Genomic DNA, 23,108 nt, shown 5'->3' on the forward strand with positions numbered 1-23,108 from the left:
CCTACTCTCGGCCGGCGACCTCGGGGGCGGAAGGGGCGCTGCTCACGCTGAGGTCGCCGCCGTGCTCTGCCGGTAGAGCTCCCTCAGGCCGTCGATCCCTGCGCGGGCGAAGACCCTCCGCTGTCGCTCGGCGCCCGTGCCGTCGGAGCGGATGCGCGCCATCCGCTCTTCCACGAACGCGCGGTCGTCCGACTCGTCCAACGCGGGTCCGACGGCTTCCAGCAGCAGGTTCGCCGCTGTCGCCGTGTCGACGACCTCGTCGGAGGCGGGGCACAGGATCCGTGCTCCCATCCCATGGCGTGCGGCCGTCCACAGCGATGCGTCGACGGCGTCGAGGTCGACGCTCGACCACGAGGGTGCGTCGGTGAGGGCGATCGCCCGCACCAGCGCCGCGGCGAGCACGCTGTCCTCGGGCGCGAGCTGCGCATCGAAGACCCGCACCTCGACGGTCGGGAACCGCTCCGAGAGTCGGACGGCCCACGACAGGGAGGCGGGTTCGCCGATGGCCCCGAGCGCGACGAGCTGGTCGATGTGCGCCCGATAGTCGTCGATGTCGCGGAACGCCGGGGGACACCACGATGACGGGAGGCGCCGGATCAGGATGCTGCGCCAGCTGTCGAAGCCCGAGTCGAGGCCGTCGGCGAACGGGCTGTTCCCGCTGAGGGCGAGCAGAAGAGGAAGCCAGCCCCGGATGCGGTTGAGCACCCGCACGCGTTCCTCGTCGTCCGGCACTTCCACGTGCACGTGCAGTCCGTTGACCTCATGGCCCCTGGTGATGTGGTTCAACAGCGCGGCGACCTCGTCGTAGTGCGGTGAGGCCGAGACCTCGACGGTCCCGGTGGTCGCGAAGGGTGTGCCGGTGGACGCGGCGACGGCGCCGCCGTCTGCCGCGTGGCGGGCGATCGCGCCACGCAGGCTGCGCAACTGGGCGATGGCGTCGGCGCGGTCGCTCGACGGATCCGTCGCGCACTCGACCTGACAGGTGAGGTACTCGGGCGTCACGCGTCCGGCGGTCGGGGAGGTCTCCATGCGGCGCCGCGCCTCCGCATCGATCGAGGTCGGCACGAGCGCCCCGCCATCGAGGAGGATGAACTCCTCTTCGATCCCGAACCGCGCCATCAGGGGCGCCTAGTGGTTCCGGAGCGCGGAGATCAGGTCCGCCTTGCGCAGGCGGCTGTATCCGGTCAGGCCCAGCTCCTTCGCGCGGGTGCGCAGGTCGGCGACCGTCCAGTCCTCGTAGTCGCCGTGCTCGCCGCCGCGCCGGCCGATCGTGCTGCGGCCCTCCTTGGCAGCGGCATTGGAGATGCGCGCGGCCTTCTCCTTCGAGGCTCCGTCCTGGCGGAGTTCCTCGTACAGCTCCGGATCCTTGAGCGAACTGTTCCGGTTTCCTGGCATCTTCTCGGCCTCTCTCGCATCTCGGAGGTGTCCACGTCAACCCCCTCCCAGGATCGGACAGGCGCGATTAGCGTGATGAACCGCAATCGGGGTGCCCAGCCCCGGAAGAAGGGAAGACCGATGAACATCCTCCTCATCATCGTCATCGTCATCGCCGTGATCCTCGCGATCACCGGCGGACTGGTCCAGTCGCTGCAGTTCCTGCTCTGGGTCGGACTGGTCCTGCTGGCGATCGCTGTGATCGCGTGGTTGATCCGGAGCATCTCCGGCAGCCGCAAGGTCTGACCTCAGCTGTGGGTCCGCCGGATGGCGGGCCCCCTCCTGAATCGAGACTCAAGGAGTGAGACCCGCCATCGGCGAAGGTCTCACTCCTTGAATGCGTCTCGGACGTTCTCGCCCGCCTTCTCGGCGGCATCCTTCACATCCTGGCCGGCCTGCTTCGCGGAGGCCTTGACCTGATCCGCTCGGCCTTCGGCCTCGAGCTTCTCGTTGTCGGTGACCTTCCCGACGTTCTCCTTGACCTTGCCCGCTGCCTTCTCGGCGGCGTTCTTGATGTCATCTGCAGCGCTCATGGCGTGTTCCTCTCGTCGAAGCGTCGATGGGACTGCCACCATCGCATCCCCCTCCCGACCCGGCCACGGGATTGACAACCGGCGCTCGCCGTGACACTGCACCGGTGGGACCGGGCGGGGGAGACAGGGATCGATCGCGTCCCACGCCGATCCGGCCCGCCGCTGCGCGCCCGAACGCGCCGTGGCTGCCGTGTGCACAGCACATTCATGTCCCCCTTGTGTGGGTTGTCGACCCATGGCTGCCCGGCGACGGGGATGTCCACACTGAGCTATCGCACACAACAGGACGGAACGGAGTGTCATGGAGACGTTTGAGGTGGCAGTGGTGGGAATGGGCGCGCTGGGCAGCGCGGCCGCGTATCACCTGGCTCGCCGTGGAGCGCGGGTCGTCGCCTTCGAGCAGTACGAGCTCGGCCACGTGCGCGGCGCCTCCCACGACACCTCGCGCATCGTGCGCACTTCCTACGGCGCTCCCGAGTATGTGCGTCTCGCCCAGTCCGCCTACCGCGACTGGGACGACCTCCAGCAGGAATCCGGTGAGCGGCTGCTGACGATCACGGGCGGCGTGATCTTCATCCCGACCGACGGCCCGTACTCCGCCGCCGACTTCACCGCGGCGCTCACGGAGTGCGAGGTGCCGCACGAGCTCCTCACTCCCGCCGAGGTGCACGCCCGCTGGCCGCAGTTCCGCATCCCCGAGAACGTCGAGACCGTCTACACACCTGACTCCGGCATCGCCCACGCCTCTCGCACCGTCGCGACCCTGCAGCTGCGCGCCAGGGCCCTGGGCGCCGACATCCGCGACCGCACCGCCGTCGAGGCGCTGGAGCCGGACGGCGACGGCGTGATCGTCCGCACCGCGAACGGCGCGGTCCGCGCGCAGAAGGTGATCGTCGCCGCCGACGCCTGGACCAACACGCTGCTCGAGCCGCTCGGCGCCGCGATCCCGCTCGACATCATGCAGGAGCAGGTCACGTACTTCCGTCCGGAGGATCCGGAGCCGCTCGGAGCCGACCGCCTCCCGGTATGGATCTGGGAGGACGACGAGTGCTACTACGGCTTCCCCACGTTCGGCGAGCCGACGGTCAAGGCCGCGCGCGACGTCTCGGAGAACCGCATGACGCCGGCCGAGCGCACCTTCGTCCCCTCGCGGAAGCTGGCCGACGAACTGGGCGAGTTCGTGCGCGGCGTGCTCCCGGACGCGGGGCCCGAGCTGCGCACCGTGACCTGCCAGTATGCGCTGACGCCCGACCGCCGGTTCGTGCTCGGACCGCTCTCGGAGCACCCCGACATCATCGTCGCGCTGTCGGCGGGGCACGGCTTCAAGTTCACCCCCGCGTTCGGGCGGATCCTGTCCGAGCTCGCGCTGGACGGCGAGACCTCCGACGACATCTCCGCGTTCGCCGCCCCCGCTCCGACCCGCTGATCCGCCCCGGCTTCCCGACAGCCGCCGATATGGAGGTTTCACCCATGACGCACCTGGTTCGCTGGGTCGACACACCGTTATCGGTGGGCTGGCGTCTCGATAGCGTGACGAGCATGTCACCGAAGACGGGCTGCTGAATGGCGCGCTACATCCTCACGCGGGTCCTGTCCTCCCTGTTCGTGCTGCTCGTGCTGTCGGTTCTCGTGTTCTCGATGGTCCGGATCATCCCGGGCGACCCGCTCGCGGCGTTCGCGGATCCGGCCAACCCGGACCCCGCGGCCCTGGACGCCCTGCGGCACGAACTCGGACTCGACCAGCCCGCCATCACGCAGTACTTCGTCTGGCTGGGCGGGGTGCTCCGCGGTGACTTCGGCGCCGCGATCACCGTGCCGGGCCAGGTGTCGGACATGATCGCGACCCGCCTGCCGCTCAGCCTCACGCTGGCCGTGATGGCGACCCTGTTCGGCGTCATCCTGGGGCTGCCGGCCGGTATCCTCGCCGCGACCCGCTGGCGCCGTCCGAGCGACCACATCGTGCGCGGCACCTCGTTCGTGCTCCTCGCCACCCCGCCGTTCGTGCTCGGCGCCGTGCTGATCCTGGTGAACTCGCTCACCCTGAAGCTGCCGCTGGTGGGGTACTCGGGTGCGGCGGGCAACCCGCTCAGGGCGATCGGGGTGCTGATCCTGCCCGCTCTGCTGATCGGGATCGTGCTGGCGGCGATCATCGCCCGCTACACGCGCGGCACGCTGCTCGACACGCTGGGTCAGGACTTCGTCCGCACGGCCAGGGCGAAGGGGGCTTCCCCGTCGCGGCTGGTCGGTCGGCACGCGCTGCGCAACGCCCTGATCCCGGTCACCACCGTCGTCGGCATCGAGCTGGCGGCGCTGGTCGGCGGCACCGTCGTGATCGAGCAGGTGTTCTCGCTCCCCGGAATGGGGCAGCTGCTGCTCACCGGCATCCGCAGCTCGGACTACCCGATCATCCAGGCGACCGTCCTGCTGATCGGTGCGGTCTACGTCGGCATCAACTTCATCGTCGATCTGCTGTATCCCCTGATCGACCCCCGAGTGAGGGTTCACACGCGATGACTGTCACCCGCGAACTCGCCCTGGCCACGACCGCCGGTCGCCGTCGTCGTCGTGCACGCCTCGGTCCGTCGTTCTGGGCCGGCGCCGGCATCCTCGCCGGCGTGCTCCTGCTGGCGGGATGGATGACGCTGTGGCCGCCGTACGATCCGCTCGGCACGGCCGGCCCGCCGATGTCCGGCCCCTCGGCGACGAACTGGCTCGGAACCGACAACCTCGGCCGCGACACGTTCACCCGTCTCGCGCTCGCCGCCCGCACCAGCCTCATCATCTCGGGCGCCGGCGCCCTGCTCGGCGCGATCGTGGGCACCACGCTGGGGCTCATCGCCGGCTACGTCGGCGGATGGGTGGATGCGGTCATCATGCGCATCGTCGACGCCCTGCTGGCCCTGCCGGCGATCCTGGTCGCCCTGGTCGTCGGCGTCGTGATCGGCAATGGCGCGGGCCCTCTGATCCTGGCGCTCGGTCTGGTGTTCGCCCCCGGCTTCGCCCGGGTGATGCGCGCTCCGGTCATCGCGATGCGCGACCGCGACTTCGTGCTGGCCGCCCGCCTCTCCGGCGTGCGCGGCCCGCGGATCGTCGTGGAGCACCTGCTCCCGAACGTGCTCACCCCGCTGTTCGTGCAGTTCGCGTCCGTCGCCTCGCAGATCGTGCTGATCGAGGCGGCGCTGAGCTACCTCGGCCAGGGCGTGCAGGCTCCTGAGCCCTCCGCCGGCCGCATGATCAGCGAGTTCACCCGATTCATGCAGGTGCAGCCGCTCCTGATCATCCTGCCGTCGCTGGTCATCATCCTGCTCTCCGCCGCGTGGAACCTGCTCGCGGACGGACTGCAGGACTGGCTCGCCCCGCGGCGGGAACCCGCCTTCTCGCTCGGTCGGAAACGGACGGACCGGGCGCGGAAGAACAGCACCACCCGAGAGAACAGCGTCACCCGAGAGAACAGCGTTACCCACACAGAAGAGAGTCAGCTATGAAGAAGCCATACCTCTACGGCGCGGCGGTCGTCGTCGGCGCCTTGGCGCTCACCGGTTGCACGTCCGGGGGCGAGACCCCGAGCAACGGCGCGGAGGGCGAGCCCGTCGCCGGCGGCACCCTGACCTGGGGTGTTCCCGCCGAGCCCTCCGCCGGTGGTCTCGACCCGATGGTCGCCTCTGCGATCGCCGCCGAGATCGTCGACTCCATCGCGTACGACACCCTGCTCACCCGCGAGAGCGACGGCACCGTGAACCCCGCGCTCGCCACCGAGTGGTCGCAGCCCGACGAGCTCACCTGGGTGTTCGAGCTGCGCGACGACGTCACCTTCGCCGACGGCACCCCGTTCGACGCCTCCGATGTCGTGTACTCCTTCGAGACCCGCAAGGACGGCGGCACCAACGCCACCTACCTCGTCAACATGGAGAGCGTCGAGGCCACGGGAGACCACGAGGTCACGTTCCACTTCAGCCAGCCGGACGGCACGTTCCTCGATGCCGTCTCGGCGCGTCAGACCTTCTTCATCGTGAGTGAGGACGGATACGGCAAGGCGTCGGAGGAGGAGCGCCAGACGCAGACCTTCGGCACCGGTGCCTTCCAGGTGTCCGAGTGGTCGCAGGGCGTCAGCATCACCCTCGACAAGAACGAGAACTACTGGGGTGAGGAGCCGAACCTCGACTCGATCGTCTTCGAGCTGTACCCCGACGAGAGCACGCTGCTCGCCGCCGTCCAGCAGGGCAGCGTGCAGGCCGCGTCGTTCATCGACGGCAGCCTCGCCGGGCAGGCCGAGTCGGCCGGATTCACCCTCGGCGACCCGCCCTTCCGCCAGAACCTCGCGATCTACATCAATCCCGAGGCCGGCCCCCTCGCCGACATCGACGTGCGCCGTGCCTTCTCGCTCGCGCTCGACCGTCAGGCGCTGGTCGACACCGCGATGCTCGGAAACGCCGGTATCTCGTTCGTGCCGCCGGCCGGCGACCCCGGTGCCCCGGATGCCGGCGACCTGCCGTACTACACGCGCGACGTCGACGAGGCGAAGAAGCTGCTGGCCGCTGCCGGTCAGCCGAACCCCGAGATCACGCTCAGCTACATGGGCGATGTGGCGCAGTCGCACCACCCGGTCTACGAGATGATGCAGCAGCAGCTCGCCGAGGCGGGCATCACGCTGAACCTCAAGGCGACCCCGCTGTCGGAGATCGCGCCGATCTTCACCACGGGCGAGTCCTGGACCGACCTGGTCGCGATCCCCGGAAGCCCCCGTGCGTCCGCGGCGTTCTACCTGCAGCCCGTGCTGCTCGAGGGCGGCGTCTACAACCACTGGGACGGCAACCCCGACGCCGACAAGGCACGCGACCTGCTCACGAAGGCGATGGCGGCGCCGTCGCCCGAGGAGTACAACGAGCTCATCGGCCAGCTGGCCGAGGAGGCGGCCTCGCAGGTGCTCGAGATCGTCCCGGCCGCGGTGCCGGTGTACTTCGAGGTCTGGGACGCGAACAAGCTGCACGGCTATGAGAGCGACCCGTTCTACTCCCGCTACAAGCTCGACTCGGCCTGGCTGACCGAGTGATCCCTCGCCCCGGCGTCCCCGTCATGGACATCCCCTCACGGTGGGGGATGGGCGGGGACGCCGGGGCCGACAGACAGGAAAGAGCGCGCATGACCGACGCCACCGACGCCCTCTGCGTCGAAGACCTCAGCATCGCCTACGGCAGTGCACCGCCGTCCGTCACCGAGGTGTCGCTCCGCGTGCGTGCGGGGGAGATCGTCGGCGTCATCGGGGAGTCGGGCAGCGGCAAGTCCAGTGTCGCCCTGGCGATGATGGGACTGCTGCCCGACTCCGCGACGGTCACCGCGCAGACGATGACCGTCGCGGGGTCGGAGATGAAGGATGCCGCCGAACGCGACTGGGCCGGAGTGCGCGGCGTGCGCGCCTCGATGGTCTTCCAGGAGCCGATGTCCGCGCTGAACCCGTGCATGCGGATCGGTGCGCAGATCGCCGAGGTGCTCCTCATCCACGGCATCGCCGACAAGAAGGCGGCGCGCGCCAAGGCGCTCGACATCCTCAGGCTCGTGCGCATGCCGGACGCTGAGAAGCGCATGGCCTACTACCCGCACCAGCTCTCGGGCGGTCAGCGGCAGCGTGTGGTCATCGCGATCGCCGTGGCCGCGAATCCGACGCTGCTGGTCGCCGACGAGCCGACCACGGCCCTCGACGTGACGGTGCAGGCGCAGATCCTCGATCTGATCCGCACCCTGCGCGACGAGACCGGGATGGGAGTGCTGTTCATCAGCCACGACCTCGGCGTGATCGGTCAGCTCTGCGAGCGCATCGCGGTCATGTACCGCGGGCGCATCGTGGAGTCCGGCACGACGCAGCGCGTGCTGGAGGATCCGCAGCATCCGTACACGAAGGCCCTGCTGGAGAGCATCCCTCGTCCGTCGGTGCCCGTCCGTTCCGCGCTGGCGGTCATCCCGGCCGACAACGACTTCGACGCGGTCCCGGCCGTCCTGGAGGAGGCATCGTGAGTGAGGGCATCGGGAATGAGGTTCCCATGGACGGCGGAGTCGGGGCGGATGACGTGCTGCGCGTGAAGAACGTGACGCAGCGATTCGGTCACGGCGACAACGCCATGGTCGCGCTGGACGATGTGAGTCTGCACGTCCGGCGCGGCGAGACGCTGGGGCTGGTGGGGGAGTCCGGCTCGGGCAAGAGCACGCTCGCCAGGGCGATCCTGCTGATGCGCAGGCCCACGTCCGGCACGATCGAGTTCGACGGCGCAGACGTCACCGGGCTGCGCGGCTCGGCGCTGCGCCGGCACCGCCGCCGCGTGCAGATGGTGTTCCAGGACCCCAACGACTCGCTCGACCCGCGCTTCGCGATCGGCCGCTCGGTCGCTGAACCGCTGGTCGCGGCCGGCATGGCGCCCAGGGACCGCACGTTGCGCGTGTACGAGTCGCTCGAGCAGGTGGGCATCCCGGCGGATGCCGTGAACCGCTTCCCGCACGAGTTCTCGGGCGGTCAGCGGCAGCGCATCGCGATCGCACGGGCCATGGCCGCCGATCCCGAGTTCATCGTGCTCGACGAGCCGACCTCCGCTCTCGACGTCTCGGTGCAGGCGCAGGTGCTGAACCTGCTCGTGCGCCTGCAGGAGCGCACGGGCGTGACCTATCTGTTCATCACCCACAACCTCGCGGTCGTGCACCACATCGCGCATCGGGTGGCCGTGATGCATCAGGGCAAGGTCGTCGAGCAGGGCACCGGCGAGCAGGTCATGAACGCGCCGCGGCACTCCTATACGCGCACGCTGCTGGAGTCGATGCCGGTGCTCTACCGCTCGTAGAGGCTCGGGGATTCGTCCGAAACGCAGACCGTTCCGGTCGAGCGCGGTGTGTCGCCTCTCGACGGGCATCGTCTCCGCCTCGCGCGGGCCGAGGCGTCAGCGCGCCTGCAGCCGGTCGCGCAGCTCGTCGAGCCGCACGGCGATGCCGATGCGGAACATCCGCTCGTCGTCGCGCCACGACGCCCCCAGCACGTGGTCGAGCCGGTCGAGCCGCTGCAGGATCGTGTTGGTGTGGAAGTTCAGCGCACGGGCCGTGCGCGTGGGGCTGGCGTTGTTGCGCACGAAGGCGCGCAGCGTGCCGAGCAGATCGGCCCCGCGTTCCTCGTCGTAGCGACGGACGGCGCCGATCGTGTCGCGCAGGAACGCGCTGAGCGCCCGCACGTCGGTGTCGAGGATGGCCGAGTAGGGCAGGAAGTCGTCGACCTGGGCGGTGACATCGGTGAGTTCGAGGGCCGTGATCAGGCGGGCCGTGCGCATCGCGGTCTGGAACGCCTCGGGCAGCGCCCCTGAGGCCGGGCGGGGCACCACGACGGAGACCGGATGCTGGATCGCGGAGGCGACATGCGTGCGCAGGCGCTCGACGTCGACCGCACTGCGCTCCGCGTTGTAGGCCGCGACCACGAAGCCGCGGTACTCGCCCACGAGCGAGCGGTCGTCGAGCTGTCGGCTCAGCTCCCGCAGTGCCCCGGTGTGCTGGTCGCCGGGGACCGAGAGCAGGATCAGCGAGTCGAGCACCTGCAGGTCGACGCCCAGTCGGCGCGCGCGTCGCTCGACGTCGGTACGGCGCTCCGGCACATCATCGAGCAGGTCGGCGACCAGCTCGCTGCGAATGCGCAGGTCGGCGCCGGATGCGGCCTCCTGCTGCAGCTCGAGCAGGGCGCCCACCTGTGCCGCACGCTCGATCGTGCGCAGGTCGACGGCGCCGAGCTCGAAGTCGCCGTCGCCGAGCAGCAGCGCGCCGAAATGGCGACTGCCGGCGGACAGGGCGGCGACGGCGCGCACGCCGCCCTCGGGCACCGCGACGCAGTAGCCGGAGCGACGGCTCTCGGCGATCGCCTCGCGCACGGGCTCCGGCAGCGTCAGCATGCTCGGAGCCAGGGGCAGACCGGCTGCGGCGATGATCTGCTCCTGCGCGTCGATGATCGCGACCGCTCTGCCGAGCGCCGAGGCGAGAGTCTCGGCGACGGGGCCGAATCCTCCGCCGGCGAGCACGGCCTGCACGAGTTCCCGGTGCACGGTGTTCGCACGGTCGCGCTCGACGAGGTGCGCCGTGAGGCTCGCCAGGGTGGTGCGGCTCTCGTCCTCCGACTCCTGCAGGTCGCGGAGCGTCTGCGTGGTCTGCAGGATGATCGAGGCGTGGTCGGCGACCGCGGTGAGCAGCGCGACCTGGTCGGGGCTGAAGCTGCGCGCCTCGCGGTTGGCGACGAACAGCACGCCCAGCACGTCGTCCGAGGTCACCATCGGCACCCCGAGGAGCGACACCAGCCCTTCGGACGACACCGCGTCGTCGATCCCCGAATCGTGGCGCTCCTTCGCATACTCCGAGTAGTCCGACACCCACTGCGGCATGCGCGACTCGACCACCACGCTCGCCAGACCCCGACCGGGCGGAACGCGCAGCGTCTGGAACGACGCGCTGACGGAACCGCTGGTCTCGCGCACTCGCAGTTCACGCGTGTCGGGGTCGAACTCCGACAGGTAGGCCAGGTCGACACCCATCATGGTGTGGGCCCGCTGCACGAGCCGGGCGAGCACGGCATCGCTGTCGCGCAGCTCCGCGAGCTCGCGGGCGCTGGAGAACAGGGCCGAGAGCTCGTGCTCGCGCCGGCGCAGTCGCGAGAGCTCACGCTGCGAGCGGTGCACGAGCTCGGCGATCTCGGCCGCGTCCCCCTCCGAGGCACCCAGCTGAGCGAGGGCATCGCTGACCGCGGTGGGGCCGACCAGATCGCTGTCGTGGGCGGCATCGAGCAGGGTGGCGATCGCGTCGGATGCGCGGCTCATGAGAGCTCCTTCGGCGTTCGGGGGCGCGGGAGAGCGTAGGTCTTCAGTGTCGAGCATGGGGGAGATCACGCAGGTGTGTCAATCGCATACACCGGCCTCCGTTCGCTGAGTGATCCGCCCATCGTCGGCGACGGACGCCGCTTCTAGTGTCGTCCTAGAACCGCGGCGCCGAGGATCCGGCGACCGCCCGTCAAGGAAGGTCGCCGATGACGATCAACAGCCGAATCTCAGGTCTGCGCGACCACACCCCGGACGAGCGCCTGACCCTCGTCGCCGGCGGAGCGGGACTCGCTGCGACGGCCCTGGAAGCGCTGCAGCCGCACGCCGGCCTGTCGCTGGCGCAGGCCGACCACATGATCGAGAACGTCGTCGGGCTCATCGGCATCCCGGTCGGCGTCGCCACCAACTTCACGGTCGACGGTGTCGACCGGCTGATCCCGATGGCCACCGAGGAGCCCAGCGTCGTGGCCGCCGCGTCCAACGCGGCCCGGATGGCGCGGGTGCACGGCGGCTTCACCACTTCCTACACCGGCGATGTGATGATCGCCCAGATCCAGGTGCTCGATGCGGTCGACCCGCACGGCACCCGCTTCGCCCTGCTGGAGGCCCGCGAGGAGCTGCTCGCCCTCGCCAACGAGCAGGATCCGGTGCTCGTCTCGCTCGGCGGCGGCGCCTTCGACATCTCGGTGCGCGTTCTCCCCACCCGGGTCGGCGCCCAGGTGATCGTGCACCTGCACGTCGACGTGCGCGACGCGATGGGCGCGAACGCCGTGAACACCATGGCCGAGGCCATCGCTCCCCGCATCGCCGAGCTCGCCGACACCCGCACGCTGCTGCGCATCCTCACCAACAAGGCCGAGCTGCGGCTCACCCGCGCCCGCGCCGTGTTCGACGCCGAGCTGCTGGGCGGCGCGCAGGTGGTGTCCGACATCGTCGCGGCCAGCGCCTTCGCCGAGGCCGACCCGTACCGCGCGGCCACGCACAACAAGGGCATCATGAACGGCATCACGGCCGTCGTGCTCGCCACGGGCAACGACACCAGAGCCGTGGAGTCCGGATGCCACTCGCACGCCGCGCGCCTGGGTGGATACTCGGCGCTGTCGCAGTTCGAGCAGGATGCCGCAGGCAACCTCGTCGGCACCCTCGAGGTCCCGCTCGCCGTGGGGCTCGTGGGAGGAGCGACCAGAGCGCACCCCACCGCGCAGGCCGCGGTGCGCCTGCTGGGTGTGGAGACCGCGCGCGAGCTGGCGAGCATCGTCGCGGCCGTCGGCCTCGCACAGAACCTCGCCGCATGCCGGGCGCTCGCCGCGGAGGGCATCCAGCGTGGACACATGACCCTGCACGCACGCACGATCGCCGCGAGCGCCGGAGCCGAGGTCGACGAGATCGGCGAGGTCGCGGCGCGCATCGTGGCCGAGCGGCGCATCCGCGTCGAGTTCGCGCGAGAGGTGCTGGCCGAGCTGCGCGCGGAGAAGACCGGCGCATGACCTCGAAGCCGTCGCCCCGCGTGCAGCCGGAACCCGGGCTGCCCGCGCGCGTCACCGTGTACGAGGTCGGGCCGCGCGACGGGCTGCAGGCCGAGACCGACATCATCCCCGCCGGCGTCAAAGCCGAGCTCTGCCGCCGACTGTACGCCGCGGGGTCGCGCGACCTCGAGGTGACGAGCTTCGTACCGCCGACCTGGATCCCGCAGCTCGCGGATGCCGCCGAGGTCGTGGCGGCGGTCGAGGTGCCGGAGGGTGCGCGCGCCGTCGCCTTGGTGCCGAACCTGCGCGGACTCCAGCGCGCGATCGATGCGGGCATCCGCGAGGTCGCGGTCGTGGTCAGCGCCACGGAATCGTTCGCGAAGGCGAACCTCAACACCACCAGGACCGGGGCGATCGACCGGGCGACCGAGGTCATCGCGGCGGCCACGGCCGAGAGCATCCCCGTCCGCGGCTACGTGTCGATGGCGTTCGGCGACCCCTGGGAGGGCCAGGTCGACACGGCAGCGGTGACCTCCGCGGCCACCGCGCTGCACGACGCCGGCGCCAGGACCATCGCCCTGGGAGACACGATCGGCGTCGCCACTCCCGGCCTCACGACCCGCGTCGTGACCGAGACCCTCGCCGCCGGCATCCCGCTCTCCGGCGTCGCCCTGCACCTGCACGACACCTACGGCCAGTCGCTCGCGAACGTGCACGCCGCGCTGCTGCTGGGCGTCGCCGAGTTCGACGCCTCGGTCGGCGGCCTGGGTCGCTGCCCCTACGCCAAGGGCGCAACCGGTAACCTCGCGACGGAGGACCTGGTGTGGATGCTGCACGGCCTGGGTATCGAGACCGGCCTCGACCTCGGCGCCCTGGCGGCGACGACCGAATGGCTCGCGCGGGTCCGCGGGATCCGCGCGCCGTCGAACGTGGCGCGGGCGCTCGCCGCCGCAGGACTCGACACCCCCGACACCGCACAGGAGGCCGCGACACCATGACCGATCTCACGCTCCCCGCTCCGGGGTCGCTCGCCGGGGTCACGGTGCTGGACCTGTCGCGCGTGCTCGCCGGCCCCTACGCCGCCCAGATGCTCGCCGATCTCGGAGCCACGGTCATCAAGATCGAGAATCCGCGCGACCCCGACGTGTCGCGCGGCTTCCCGCCCTACCTGACGCACGGCGACGAGGAGTTCAGCGCTTACTACGCGCAGTACAACCGCGGAAAGCTCGGCGTCGGCCTCGACCTCGCCAGCCCGGAGGGCGTGGAAGTGCTCAAGGACCTGGTGCGCTCGGCCGATGTGCTGGTGGAGAACTTCCGTCCCGGCACCATGGCGAAGCTCGGCGTGGGGTGGGACGTGCTGCACGAGATCAACCCGCGCCTGGTCTACACCGCGATCTCCGGCTACGGCCACACGGGCTCCCGCACGCGCCGCCCTGCCTTCGACAACACCGCGCAGGCCGCCGGTGGACTGTGGTCGATGAACGGCTACCCCGACCAGCCGCCGGTGCGCGTGGGCGTCACGATCGGCGACGTGTCCGCGACCCTGTTCGCGGTGATCGGCACGCTCGCAGCACTCCGCCACGCGGAGTCGACCGGCGAGGGGCAGCTGGTCGACGTCGCACAGGTGGACAGCATCCTGGCCCTGACCGAGACCGCCGTCGTGGACTACACGGTGACGGGCACGGTCGCCACGCCGGCCGGCAACGAGCACGCCTGGGTGCGCCCGTACGAGCTGTTCGACTGCGCGGACGGCCAGGTGTTCTTCGGCGCGTACACCGACAAGCTCTGGAACGCGAGCTGCGATCTGTTCGGCACTCCCGAGCACAAGCAAGACCCCGAGATCGACACCATGCGCAAGCGGTTCGACGCCGAGGTCTACGAGCGCAGGGTCAAGCCCATCGTGACCGCCTGGCTGGCCGATCGCACCAAGGCCGAGCTGGAGGAGCTCGCCGGCGACGTCGTGCCGCTGACAGCGGTGAAGACGATCGCCGAGGTCGTCGACGACCCCGGCACCGCCGAGCGCGACATGATCGTGACGGCCGACTACGGCGATCTGGGCGTGCTGCGCATGTTCGGGCAGCCGATCAAGCTCTCGGCGACGCCCGCCACTCCCGGCCGCACCGCGAACCGGCTGGCCGAGCACGCGGACCAGGTGCTCGCCGACCTCGCCGGCTACGACGCCGCGCGCATCGCCGAGCTGCGCGCCGCTGGCGTGCTGCCGTGAGCGCCGACGTGAGCGTCGTGCGCACCGAGACCGTTCTCGCCTCGGTCGTCGAGGGCTACCGCGGCACCTTCGCCGCGCAGGAGCCGGCTCGTGAGGTCGGCGCCGTGCTGCCCGCCGGTTGGGAGGGTGTGCTCTTCGGGTTCGCGGTGCCGCTGGCGGATCTGCGCCCGGATGGAACGCCCGCCCGCGACGGCATCATTCCCGAGATCGATCTGCCGCGACGGATGTACGCGGGCGAGACCACCGAGTTCCTGCGCCCGCTGCACATCGGCGACGAGGTGGTGCAGACCACGCGGCTCGGGTCCGTTGTCGAGAAGCACGGCTCGCGTGGACGACTGGTCTTCGTCGATGTGGAGCGCGAGTACGCGGTCGACGGGGAGCCGGCGATCCGCAGCGTGTGGCACGACGTGTTCCTGGAGGCGGCCGACCCCGATGCCCCGGTGCGGTCGCCGCGCACGGATGCGGATGCCGTCGCCGCTGCCGACTGGTCCGACGAGGTCGCCCTCGATGCCCGGCAGCTGTTCCGCTTCTCCGCGCTGACCTTCAACACGCACCTGATCCACTACGACCGCGCCTGGGCGCGCGATGTCGAGGGCCTGCCCGATCTGCTCGTGCACGGCCCGCTCACCCGTATCCTGCTCATGGACGCCGCGCGCAGACAGCACCCGCAGCGCGAGGCGGCGCGACTCGACGTGCGTGCGATCGCGCCGATCCTGGTCGATCGCTCCGTCCGCGTCGTGGGGCGCGACGAGGGGGATCGCACCGTGGTCACCGCGCTGGATGCCGCCGACGTCGTGCTCGCCACGGCCGACATCACCTGGAGGGACTCATGAGGCACACCCCGGACTACGTGTTCGACGACGTCGAGGGCATCCGCGCGCTCGTGCGCGAGAACCCGTGGGGCACGATCGTCAGCTTCGTGCCCGGCGCGGGTCTCGTCGCCTCGCACTACCCGCTGCTGCTCGAGGAGGATGCCGATGGCATCGTGCTCGTGAGCCATGTCGGTCGTCCGGATGAGCGGCTGCACGAGCTCGGTGCGCACGAGGTGATGGTGATCGTCTACGGGCCGCAGGGGTACGTCTCACCCAGCTGGTACGACACCTCGCCCGCCGTGCCGACCTGGAACTTCGCGGTCGCGCACCTGCACGGCACCCCCGAGATCCTGTCCGACGACGAGAACCTGCGGGTGCTGGACCGGCTGGTCGCGCACTTCGAGAGCCCGCTGCCGGAGCCCTATCTGATGCACCAGACCCTGGAGAACACCGCGTACGCGGAGCGGATCGTGCACGGCACGGTCGGGTTCCGACTGCGGGTCGACCGATTCGAAGCGAAAGAGAAGATGAGTCAGGACAAGCCGGCCGAAGTGGTCGACCGCGTGATCGCCGCACTCGGGGAACCGGGTCCGTACGAGAATCCGCAGCTCGCGGCGCGCATGGCGCGCGTGCACGGACGGGAGACCCGGGCATGACCGCCTTCGTGGGCGTCGCCGACATGGTGACCTGGATCGCGACGCACGGTGCCGAACGGATCATGGCCGAGATGGCCGACACGATCGAGTCCGACTTCCGTCGCTGGGAGTCGTTCGACAAGAGCGAGCGGGTGGCCAACCACACCCCGTTCGGCGTGATCGAGCTGATGCCGATCAGCGATCCCGACCTCTACGCGTTCAAGTACGTCAACGGGCATCCGTTCAACCCGGCGCGCGGCTTCCAGACCGTCACGGCGTTCGGGGTGCTCGCCGACGTGCACAACGGCTACCCGGTGTTCCTGGCCGAGATGACCGTGCTCACCGCACTGCGCACCGCCGCCACGTCGGCGATGGTCGCCCGTGCGCTCGCGCGACCGGATTCCGAGGTGATGGCCATGATCGGCGCGGGCAGTCAGGCGGAGTTCCAGGCGCTCGCGTTCCGCGCGGTGCTCGGCATCCGGCGGCTGCGCGTGTTCGACGTCGACGAGGCGGCCTCCGCCAAGCTGGTGCGTAACCTCGTGCCGCGCGGCTTCGAGGTCGTCGTGTGCTCCTCGGCGTCCGAGGCGACGGCCGGCGCCGACATCGTCACCACGTGCACCGCCGACAAGGCGGTCGCGCAGGTGCTGACGGATGCCGATGTGGCCCCCGGCATGCACATCAACACGATCGGCGGCGACTGCCCCGGCAAGACCGAGCTCGATCCCCGCATCCTCGACCGGGGGCCGGTGTTCGTCGAGTACACCCCGCAGACGCGCGTGGAAGGCGAGATCCAGAACGTCGCTCCCGACTTCCCGGTCACGGAGTTCTGGCGGGTGCTCACGGGCGCAGCGCCCGGTCGCACCTCCGCGGAGCAGGTCACGATCTTCGACTCGGTGGGCTTCGCGATCGAGGACTACTCGGCGCTGCGGCACCTGCGCGACAGCGTCGCCGGCACCGACCTCTCCCGCGAGATCGATCTGGTCGCCGCCCCCGAGGACCCCAAGGACCTGTTCGGGTTCACCACGGTCCCCGTCCCCGCCGCCTGAACACCCCGCCGCCTGAACACCCCGCGTCCGAACGGAACACCATGAGTCACGCCTCCGCCCTGACCCTGCAGTACGTCCGGCCGTACGACGGCGCCGAGCCCGTCGACGTGGCCGTGCGCGACGGGCTGATCGCCGCGATCACCCCGGCGGGCACGACTCCTGCCGAGGGGGAGGCGGTCGACGGCGCCGGCCGCTGGATCGGCCCGGGGTTCTGGGACGCGCACGTGCACTTCACGCAGCACGTCATCCGCCGTCGTCGCGTCGATCTCACCGAGACGCGCAGCGCCGCCGATGTGCTCGACGTCGTGCGTCGGGCGCGCGCAGAGGGATGGCCCCTGGTCGACGGGGTGCTGATGGGCTACGGCTTCCGCGACGGGCTCTGGCCCGTGCCCGCGTCGGCCGCCGCCCTCGACGCCGCGGTGTCGGATGTGCCGGTGGTGCTCGTCAGCGGCGATCTGCACTGCGGATGGATGAACCACGCGGCCCAGGCGCGCTTCGGCGTCGAGCTCGACGACACGGGGCTGCTGCGCGAGGGTCCGTGGATCGCGCTGCTGCACTCCTTCGACGAGGCCAAGGGGCTGTCGCTGTCGGCGTACCGGGAGGCGGCGGATGCGGCGGCGGCCCGCGGCGTGGTCGGCGTGGTCGAGTACGAGAACACCGACAACGTCACCGAGTGGTCGGAGCGGACCGCGCAGGGGCTCGACACGCTCCGCGTCGACATCGCCGTGTGGCCCGACCGGCTGGAGGGGGCGATCGCGCACGGCCTGCGCACGGGCGACATCGTCGACGAGCGCGGGCTGATCGAGTTCGGTCGTCTGAAGGTCGTCGTCGACGGCTCGCTCAACACCCGCACCGCCTGGTGCTGGGACCCGTACCCCGGCATGGATCCGAGCCACCCGCACGCGTGCGGGCTGGAGAGCGTTCCGATCGAGGAGCTGCGACGTCTGCTCGGCATCGCCCGTGCAGGGGGAGTGGAGGCCGCGGTGCACGCGATCGGCGACCGCGCGAACACCGAGGTGCTCGACACCTTCGAGGCGCTCGACATGCGCGGCGTGATCGAGCACGCGCAGCTCGTGCGGGAAGAGGACTTCGCCCGCTTCGCCGCCCTCGGGCTGATCGCCAGCGTGCAGCCCGAGCATGCGATGGACGACCGTGACGTCGCCGACCACCACTGGGCGGGTCGCACGGCGCGGGCGTTCGCGTTCGGCTCGCTGCACCGGGCCGGTGCCGCCCTGCGACTCGGCTCCGACGCTCCGGTCGCGCCGCTGGACCCCTGGGTCTCGCTGAGCGCGGCGACGGCGCGCAGCCGCGGAGACCGCGATGCCTGGCACCCCGAGCAGCGCCTGCCGCTGGACGTCGCGCTGGCGGCATCCGTGCGCAGCAGCCTCGCGGTCGGGCAGCCCGCCGACCTCGTGCTCAGCGACGCAGACCCCTACGCCGCCGACCGCGACGCGCTGCGCGGGATGCCGGTGGCGGCGACGTTGCTCGCCGGCCGCTTCACCTGGCGACGGCTCTGAGGAGCGCACTCTTGGTACGACACGAACGGGTGGGAGATCCGGGATGACCAGCACGCTGTTCACGAACGCCAAGGTGTTCACGGGAGAGTCGGAGACGAGCTTCGCCTCCGCCTTCCGCATCACCGATGGCCTGATCGACTGGGTGGGCGACGCGGGGGAGGTGGCGGACGAAGCCGGCATCGACCTGGGCGGGCGCACGGTGCTGCCCGGGCTCATCGACAGCCACACGCACCCGGCGCTGATCGCCGGGACCGCGCCGGCGGCGGAGTGCTTCCCGCCCGCCGTGACGTCGGCGGACGACCTGGTCGCGGTGCTGCGCGCCCAGGCCGACGGCCTCGCCGACCCCGAGGCCTGGGTGCTCGGCCGCGGATTCGACGACACCAAGTTCCCCGGGCGCCGCATGCCGACCGCGGCAGATCTCGACCGGGTGAGCACCACGCGGCCGGTGCTGGTGTGGCGCTGCGACGCGCACTCCGCGGTGTGCAACACCCGCGCGCTCGAGATCGCCGGCATCACGGCGGACACGGTCGATCCGGAGGGGTCGCGGTTCGAGCGGGACGCGGACGGACGGCCGAACGGTGTGCTCACCGAGATCGCCGCGGTCAATGCGGTGGCCGCCTTCATCCCCGCTCCCTCGCGTGACGCGCAGATCGATGCCGTGGTCGCCCTCGGCGCGGAGCTCGCCTCCCGAGGCATCGTTGCCGTGTGCGACCTGCTCTCGGATCGGATCGACGACCCGGTGGCGACGTTCCGCGCGGCGGTCGAGCGCGGCCTGCGCACCCGCGTCGCGCTGTATCCGGGATGGGACCCCGCCGCCCCGCTCGCTGACCTCGTCGAGGGCGACCGCGAGGGCCAGATCCGCGTCGCCGGCGTGAAGGTGGTGCTCGACGGCGCCTACTCCAACCGCACCGCGTGGGTGCACGAGGCGTATCCGGAATCCTGTGATCACGGTCTGCGCCTGGTCGACGACGCCGACGTGCTCGCCGCGGCCGACTGGGCGCGCCGCAACCACGTGCAGCTCGCGGTGCACGCGATGGGCGACCGCGCGCTCGACCGCGTGGTCGAGCTCTTCGCCGACGCAGAGCCGTGGCTCGACGGCATCCCCTCGGTGCGCATCGAGCACGCGACGATCGTGAGCGACGACTATCTCGCCCGCCTCCGCTCCGCCCGCATGCGCTTCGGCATCGCCACGCACACCGTGTTCTTCTTCGCCGAGTACGACGGATACGAGAAGGCGCTGCGTGCCGAGCAGGTGCCGGATGCGTATCCGATCGCGCGTCTGTACGCGGGTCTCGACCCGCTCGCGCTGTCGTCCGACCGCCCGGCGACGGCCTGGAGCGGAGCGGATGACGTGATGCTCTCGGTCGAGGCCGCCGTGCGGCGCCGCACCTACAACGGCATCGACTTCGGGCCGGAGGCGGCGATCACGGTGCCGCAGGCGCTGCTGCTGTACACCGGTCGCGCGCGACTGCTCTCACCGCTGGAGGGGGTCGGCCAGCTGGCGCCGGGCTTCGACGGCAGCTTCGCGGTGCTCGACCGCGACGTGTTCACGGTGCCGGAGGACGAGATCGCCGCCGTGCGGGTCGCTGAGACCTGGATCCGCGGGGAGCGGTTCTCATGACCCGCTTCGCTGCGGCGGCGCAGGCCCTGCCCGACCGGCTCATCGCGGTGCGGAGGGAACTGCACGGCGCCGTGGAGGTCGGCATCGACCTGCCGGTGACGCAGCGGATCATCCTGCGGGAGCTCGCGGACCTCGGCCTGGAGATCTCGGTGGGCACGGCGCTCTCGTCGGTGACCGCCGTGCTCCGGGGCGGTCGCCCCGGTCCGGTGGTGCTGCTGCGCGGCGACATGGACGGACTGCCCATCGTCGAGGCATCCGGACTCGACTTCGCGGCGCGGGGCGCGGCGATGCACGCGTGCGGGCACGATCTGCACATGGCGGGTCTGCTCGGGGCGGCACGGCTGCTCGCCGGACAGCGCGACGAGCTCCCCGGCACGGTGATCTTCATGTTCCAGCCCGGTGAGGAGGGACAGGCGGGTGCGCGCCTCATGATCGACGAGGGCGTGCTCGACGCCGCGGGTGAGCGACCGGTCGCCGCCTTCGCGATCCACGTCGACAGCGCGGTGCCGGCCGGGCAGCTCGTGGTGCGCGAAGGCGCGATGATGGCCAGCGCCAACGCCCTGCAGATGGTCGTGCGCGGCAGCGGAGGCCATGCCGCCTTCCCGCACCTCGCGATCGACCCCGTGCCCGTGGCCGCGCAGCTCATCCTGGCGGTGCAGACCTTCGCCGCGCGGCGCCTTCCGGCCACGGACCAGGCCGTGATCTCGATCACCCGGCTGTCGAGCGACTCCGAGGCGAGCAACATCCTGGCGGCGAGCGTGAGCCTGGAGGCGAACATCCGCACGCTCTCGACCGCGACACTCGATGTCGTGCGCGACGAGCTGCCTGCCCTGCTGCGCGGCATCGCCGAGGCGAACGGGTGCTCGCTCGACACGACCTTCATCGCGTCGTATCCGGTGACCTACAACGATCCGGCGGAGACGCGCGAGGTGATCGCCGTGCTCGACGACCTGGTGGGGACCGAGCGGGTCACCCGGCGGGAGGCGCCCTACATGGCGTCGGAGGACTTCTCCTATGTGCTGCAGGAGGTGCCGGGCACCCTGGTGTTCCTCGGCGCCGCCGCCGAGCGGTCCGTGCCGCTGCACTCCGACGACGCGATCTTCGACGACGGCGTGCTCGGGCTGCAGGCCGCCGTGCTCGCCGAACTCGCCTGGCGGCGCCTCGCGCGCGGCTGACCCGGCGCGTCCGGATCGGTGGGTGGGATCACGACGGTCTCGCCCATCGACGTGGGAGGCGCTGCGGACTAGCCTGGCGACAGGCGGGTGATCCGGCCCGCGTTCATTCGGCGGAAGCCGACGAGGGAAGCGGTGTGCGATGGACTCGATGATGATGGATGAGATGTCGAAGAGCATGAAGGCGATGCCCGACATGGCGGCGATGGACATGTCGGTCATGCAGGCGTGCATGGACGCGTGCGCCGCCTGCGAGCAGGCCTGCACGGTCTGTTCGACGCAGATGATGGACTGTTCTCCGGCCTGCATGAACTGCGCCGACATGGCGAACACCATGATGCGCTCCATGATGCGGATGCAGGGGATGACGCCCGCGTCGATGATGGCGATGCTGGACGCCTGCATCGCCATGTGCCAGACCTGCATGGACGAGTGCATGATGCACGCCGATGACAGCGACGTGTGCCGGATGTGCGCTCAGGCCTGCCAGGCGTGCATGGACGCGTGCATGGCGATGAGGTCGATGATGATGGCGTCGGCCTGAGCCGACACGATCAGAGCGACGCGATCAGACCACGGCTCTCAGATCGCGGCGACGTTGAACTGCGTGCGCCCGACCGCGAGCACGCCGTAGCGGATGTGCAGTGCCACCGGCGTGCCGGGGGCGGCCTCGAGCGCGGCGCCGGCACTGTTCCAGAGCGCATGCGCGTCGCCGTCGAGCGTGCGCACCACGAGTTCGCCGCCCGCGGCATCCGCGGACTCGACGATCCCGTCAACCCACTCGGCCGGGGTGGCCGAGGCGATCCGCGCCTGGATGAGGTGCAGCGCGTGTCCGGGGGCGAAGGAAGAGCATCCGTCTCCCTGTGCGCACATGCAGGCCGAACGCTCGCGCACCGAGGTGGGTGAGAGGCGATTCAGCGGCGTGGACACGGGGTCTCCTTCGTGAGCGGATGTTCCGGCAAGACTAGGTCGGCCCCGTGTCGAGGGGAACCCGGGGCGACACGAGACGAAACAAAACCCCGGGCGTGTCGGGTGTAAGCTCACCGGGTGCTGTTTTCGATGAGCGCCCGCGTGGCGCAGAGGGGAGCCGCAGGCGCACTCCGCGCCGGCGGCAGAGGCTGACGACCAGCCGGAGGCGGAACACCCGTCTCCGGAGTCGCGTCGTACCCGGTGTCCGTTCGGATGCCGTCCTCTCCCTGTCATCCCGCTCGCCCGTGTCGGCGGGCGCCGTACGAAAGCACTCATCCCATGCGTCCCCTCGACGAGCGCGCCATCCGCGCCTCCTTCCGCAACGCCTCCCGCAAAGAGGCCTCCGACCTGAACCTGCCCGCGGGCTTCCGCGACATCGACTTCAGCCGACTGGACTACCTCGGCTGGTCGGACCCCAAGTCGCCTCGACGCGCCTACGTGCTCGTCGAGGTCGACGACACCCTCGCCGGTGTCCTGCTGCAGCAGGCCGAGCAGCGTGTGATCGCCCGAGCCCAGTGCTCGTGGTGCGATGACGTGACGCTGCGCAACGACGTGCAGCTGTTCACCGCGCGCAAGGGCGGCGCGGCTGGACGCAAGGGCGACACCGTGGGCACCCTGGTGTGCGCCAACTTCGAGTGCTCGGCGAACGTGCGACGGCTGCCGCCGCTGGCCTACCCGGGCTTCGACCGGGAAGCCGCACGCGACCAGCGCATCCTGCGCCTCGGCGAGCACGTGCGGGCGTTCGTCCGCGCGCTCGACGCCTGAACCGGGAGCGACCATCTGCGTCCTCCGCGCCCGACACGCCGACAGGCTCAGAGACCCGAAGGTCCCTGAGCCTGTCGAAGGGGTGAGTC

22 protein-coding genes and 1 pseudogene are annotated in these 23,108 nt (G+C 70.7%); 18 read left to right on the forward strand and 5 right to left on the reverse strand.

Annotated features, from left to right (window positions below; genetic code table 11):
* Positions 1-42: 42 nt before the first annotated feature.
* Positions 43-1,119, reverse strand: coding sequence for a YbdK family carboxylate-amine ligase (locus ACIOVG_RS18320; RefSeq protein ID WP_400876768.1), 1,077 nt, complete (start codon positions 1,117-1,119; stop codon positions 43-45).
* 9 nt (positions 1,120-1,128) lie between these two features.
* Positions 1,129-1,395 carry a Rho termination factor N-terminal domain-containing protein gene (locus ACIOVG_RS18325; RefSeq protein ID WP_400876771.1) on the reverse strand — a complete coding sequence of 89 codons (267 nt, stop codon included), beginning with the start codon at positions 1,393-1,395 and terminating at the stop codon, positions 1,129-1,131.
* Positions 1,396-1,515: 120 nt separating this feature from the next.
* Between ACIOVG_RS18325 and ACIOVG_RS18330 the strand changes: the two genes are divergently transcribed.
* Positions 1,516-1,680 carry a hypothetical protein gene (locus tag ACIOVG_RS18330; RefSeq protein WP_170198021.1) on the forward strand — a complete coding sequence of 55 codons (165 nt, stop codon included), beginning with the start codon at positions 1,516-1,518 and terminating at the stop codon, positions 1,678-1,680.
* 80 nt (positions 1,681-1,760) lie between these two features.
* Here ACIOVG_RS18330 and ACIOVG_RS18335 read toward each other — a convergent pair whose 3' ends face one another.
* Positions 1,761-1,967: a CsbD family protein gene (locus tag ACIOVG_RS18335; protein WP_400876774.1), complete on the reverse strand. Its 207-nt coding sequence runs from the start codon at positions 1,965-1,967 to the stop codon at positions 1,761-1,763.
* A 301-nt stretch (positions 1,968-2,268) separates the two neighbouring features.
* Between ACIOVG_RS18335 and solA the strand changes: the two genes are divergently transcribed.
* The 6 genes from solA (at position 2,269) to ACIOVG_RS18365 (ending at position 8,791) form a co-directional block, all read left to right on the forward strand.
* Positions 2,269-3,393 carry an N-methyl-L-tryptophan oxidase gene (gene solA, locus ACIOVG_RS18340; protein WP_400876777.1) on the forward strand — a complete coding sequence of 375 codons (1,125 nt, stop codon included), beginning with the start codon at positions 2,269-2,271 and terminating at the stop codon, positions 3,391-3,393.
* Between the two features lie 137 nt (positions 3,394-3,530).
* A complete protein-coding gene (locus tag ACIOVG_RS18345; protein ID WP_400876780.1) occupies positions 3,531-4,481 on the forward strand; it encodes an ABC transporter permease in 951 nt (316 codons plus the stop codon).
* Positions 4,478-5,452 carry an ABC transporter permease gene (locus ACIOVG_RS18350; RefSeq protein WP_400876783.1) on the forward strand — a complete coding sequence of 325 codons (975 nt, stop codon included), beginning with the start codon at positions 4,478-4,480 and terminating at the stop codon, positions 5,450-5,452. The genes ACIOVG_RS18345 and ACIOVG_RS18350 overlap by 4 nt, the downstream gene beginning before the upstream one ends.
* The gene (locus tag ACIOVG_RS18355) at positions 5,449-7,017 is read left to right on the forward strand and encodes an ABC transporter substrate-binding protein (protein ID WP_400876786.1); all 1,569 of its coding nucleotides are present in this window, start codon (positions 5,449-5,451) and stop codon (positions 7,015-7,017) included. The genes ACIOVG_RS18350 and ACIOVG_RS18355 overlap by 4 nt, the downstream gene beginning before the upstream one ends.
* A gap of 89 nt (positions 7,018-7,106) precedes the next feature.
* Positions 7,107-7,976, forward strand: a complete 870-nt coding sequence (locus tag ACIOVG_RS18360) for an ABC transporter ATP-binding protein (protein ID WP_400876789.1) — start codon at positions 7,107-7,109, stop codon at positions 7,974-7,976.
* A complete protein-coding gene (locus tag ACIOVG_RS18365) occupies positions 7,973-8,791 on the forward strand; it encodes an ATP-binding cassette domain-containing protein (protein WP_400876792.1) in 819 nt (272 codons plus the stop codon). Before ACIOVG_RS18360 ends, ACIOVG_RS18365 begins: the two co-directional genes overlap by 4 nt.
* Positions 8,792-8,887: 96 nt before the next feature.
* On the opposite strand, the gene ACIOVG_RS18370 is transcribed toward ACIOVG_RS18365, so the two are convergent.
* Entirely contained in the window at positions 8,888-10,792 is a 1,905-nt protein-coding gene (locus ACIOVG_RS18370; RefSeq protein WP_400876795.1) for a GAF domain-containing protein, read from the reverse strand.
* A gap of 200 nt (positions 10,793-10,992) precedes the next feature.
* Here ACIOVG_RS18370 and ACIOVG_RS18375 point away from each other — a divergent pair.
* The 10 genes and pseudogenes from ACIOVG_RS18375 to ACIOVG_RS18420 all read left to right on the forward strand — a co-directional run.
* Positions 10,993-12,279 (forward strand): annotated as a pseudogene (locus ACIOVG_RS18375) (hydroxymethylglutaryl-CoA reductase, degradative); the annotation flags it as partial.
* Complete coding sequence (locus ACIOVG_RS18380) at positions 12,276-13,256, forward strand: hydroxymethylglutaryl-CoA lyase (RefSeq protein ID WP_400876798.1); 981 nt, start codon at positions 12,276-12,278, stop codon at positions 13,254-13,256. The pseudogene ACIOVG_RS18375 and the gene ACIOVG_RS18380, both read left to right, overlap by 4 nt.
* Entirely contained in the window at positions 13,253-14,482 is a 1,230-nt protein-coding gene (locus ACIOVG_RS18385) for a CaiB/BaiF CoA transferase family protein (RefSeq protein ID WP_400876801.1), read from the forward strand. The genes ACIOVG_RS18380 and ACIOVG_RS18385 overlap by 4 nt, the downstream gene beginning before the upstream one ends.
* Complete coding sequence (locus tag ACIOVG_RS18390; RefSeq protein WP_400876804.1) at positions 14,479-15,315, forward strand: MaoC family dehydratase N-terminal domain-containing protein; 837 nt, start codon at positions 14,479-14,481, stop codon at positions 15,313-15,315. The genes ACIOVG_RS18385 and ACIOVG_RS18390 overlap by 4 nt, the downstream gene beginning before the upstream one ends.
* Positions 15,312-15,950: an FMN-binding negative transcriptional regulator gene (locus tag ACIOVG_RS18395; protein WP_400876807.1), complete on the forward strand. Its 639-nt coding sequence runs from the start codon at positions 15,312-15,314 to the stop codon at positions 15,948-15,950. Before ACIOVG_RS18390 ends, ACIOVG_RS18395 begins: the two co-directional genes overlap by 4 nt.
* Positions 15,947-16,975 (forward strand): ornithine cyclodeaminase, encoded by a 1,029-nt coding sequence (locus tag ACIOVG_RS18400; protein ID WP_400876810.1) that lies wholly within the window; start codon positions 15,947-15,949, stop codon positions 16,973-16,975. The genes ACIOVG_RS18395 and ACIOVG_RS18400 overlap by 4 nt, the downstream gene beginning before the upstream one ends.
* 41 nt (positions 16,976-17,016) lie before the next feature.
* The gene (locus tag ACIOVG_RS18405; protein ID WP_400876813.1) at positions 17,017-18,492 is read left to right on the forward strand and encodes an amidohydrolase; all 1,476 of its coding nucleotides are present in this window, start codon (positions 17,017-17,019) and stop codon (positions 18,490-18,492) included.
* 43 nt (positions 18,493-18,535) lie between these two features.
* On the forward strand, positions 18,536-20,113 hold the full coding sequence (locus ACIOVG_RS18410) for an amidohydrolase (protein ID WP_400876816.1): 1,578 nt from the start codon (positions 18,536-18,538) through the stop codon (positions 20,111-20,113).
* A complete protein-coding gene (locus tag ACIOVG_RS18415; RefSeq protein WP_400876819.1) occupies positions 20,110-21,288 on the forward strand; it encodes a M20 family metallopeptidase in 1,179 nt (392 codons plus the stop codon). Before ACIOVG_RS18410 ends, ACIOVG_RS18415 begins: the two co-directional genes overlap by 4 nt.
* 148 nt (positions 21,289-21,436) lie before the next feature.
* Complete coding sequence (locus ACIOVG_RS18420; protein ID WP_400876822.1) at positions 21,437-21,829, forward strand: hypothetical protein; 393 nt, start codon at positions 21,437-21,439, stop codon at positions 21,827-21,829.
* Between the two features lie 38 nt (positions 21,830-21,867).
* Here the strand turns inward: ACIOVG_RS18420 and ACIOVG_RS18425 are convergent, their stop codons facing one another.
* Positions 21,868-22,215, reverse strand: coding sequence for a hypothetical protein (locus ACIOVG_RS18425; RefSeq protein ID WP_400876825.1), 348 nt, complete (start codon positions 22,213-22,215; stop codon positions 21,868-21,870).
* A 318-nt stretch (positions 22,216-22,533) separates the two neighbouring features.
* Between ACIOVG_RS18425 and ACIOVG_RS18430 the strand changes: the two genes are divergently transcribed.
* The gene (locus ACIOVG_RS18430) at positions 22,534-23,019 is read left to right on the forward strand and encodes an FBP domain-containing protein (RefSeq protein WP_400876828.1); all 486 of its coding nucleotides are present in this window, start codon (positions 22,534-22,536) and stop codon (positions 23,017-23,019) included.
* Positions 23,020-23,108 lie beyond the last annotated feature (89 nt).

The sequence above is a fragment of the Microbacterium sp. NPDC087591 genome (assembly GCF_044743625.1).
In the GTDB taxonomy this organism is placed as follows: domain Bacteria; phylum Actinomycetota; class Actinomycetes; order Actinomycetales; family Microbacteriaceae; genus Microbacterium.